This is a genomic window from Bifidobacterium sp. wkB338 (assembly GCF_003688325.1).
Taxonomy (GTDB): Bacteria; Actinomycetota; Actinomycetes; order Actinomycetales; family Bifidobacteriaceae; genus Bombiscardovia; species Bombiscardovia polysaccharolytica.
On record NZ_NPOR01000027.1, the window covers coordinates 1 to 1307 of the forward strand.

General features: G+C 55.9%; 1 protein-coding gene and 1 pseudogene. One reads left to right on the plus strand and one right to left on the minus strand.

Annotation, left to right across the window (positions count from 1 at the left end; genetic code table 11):
- Positions 1 to 442 (minus strand): annotated as a pseudogene (locus CI603_RS06300) (replication protein RepA); the annotation flags it as partial.
- 338 nt (positions 443 to 780) lie between these two features.
- Here CI603_RS06300 and CI603_RS08960 point away from each other — a divergent pair.
- Positions 781 to 1023 carry a hypothetical protein gene (locus CI603_RS08960; RefSeq protein WP_147438290.1) on the plus strand — a complete coding sequence of 81 codons (243 nt, stop codon included), beginning with the start codon at positions 781 to 783 and terminating at the stop codon, positions 1021 to 1023.
- The last annotated feature ends 284 nt before the right edge of the window (positions 1024 to 1307 follow it).

Genomic DNA, 1307 nt, shown 5'->3' on the forward strand with positions numbered 1-1307 from the left:
CGGTTATGGTCATGTCGAAGTAGGACAGGGCGCTGATCTGGCGTTTGAAGTCCTCGTAATCGGTTTTACGGGGCTTGCGTTGGATGCCCAGGTCCTCCATCAGCTGCCGCAGTGTGGAGGGGAGCATGATGACGCGGCTGGCGTTGTGTTTCTTTTGGCGCACGACTTGGGTGCTTATCCACACCATGAGCAGCCTGGCCTTCTTCCCGTACGGCCAGATGTGGGTGACGCCCTTCCCCGGGGTCGTCACGGTCTGCGGGTGGAGGACGTAGGTTCGGCTGCCGTTGACGCGCACCCATTCGGCTGTGTCAGGTCCGGGGTTGCGGATGGGCAGGGATATGCGGCAGAAGTCGGGCATCAGGTAGACCCGGCGCTGCCTGTTGAGCTGCTTCCATTGCGGCCCGCCTATGGGCTGTGGATTCTGATTGGCGAATTCTTCCATAAGGAGGTATACTCTCTATTGCTTAGTTTTGTTCCCCGTTCTGTTTCCGGCAGGCGGGGATTTTCTCTTACTAAATTCAGTATACCTACGCGGTGACGGTTCTTGTCAAAGGGGCAGGACTCAAGGTTTCCGTTCGGCATCCGTTGTCTGTTTTCCGTGCTGGCGGGTCATCTTTGACTTGTCAGCGAACCGGTTCAGGGCGTCCTTGTCCTCGTTGCAGTAGCAGTTGTTTCAGCACTGTGGTGAGCAGAATCGCTGGATCTTCCTCTTGCCCTTGGTCGGCAGATATGGCTTGCTGCATTACAGGCAGCGGCCCACATAAAGGCTGTTGATCTCGCTTGTTTCGTGCATTGGTTCCTGCGCAGTTTTTTGATTTTGTGCTTGTCCTTGCAGCCGAATTTTGTCGGATTCGCGTATCGTGCGCAGAATTTGGCGTTATTTCAACGATAACGCTTGATTTTCCGCATTTTAATGCAAGAGGTCCATCTCTTGAATTTGGTTTGATTGTGGCTTGTCTGGACGTGATTGCTGTCTGCGCTGGTTGGTGCACTTGGGATGTGTTGGTGATGGTGGTTTCGTGATTGCTGGTGGGTCTGATGCTTGGGTGGTTACGTTTGGTGGGCTGTGATTGCTGGTGTTTTATGGATGTGGTGAGCTGGTTTCGGACCCTTTCTGGGATAACGGTGAAATGCTCGTTTCTGACTGCGGCGGTTCTTCCGGCGCGCACGCCCGGCTCTGTCCTTTCCTGCCGGCTCCGGCAGGCTTGTACCGCGTGCATGGAGGTGGAGAATCTGTCCACCAGGAGGATGGCCCAGGACCGGCTGGCCGTCCTGGACATGCCCTGCGGGACGCCTATGCGCAGCCG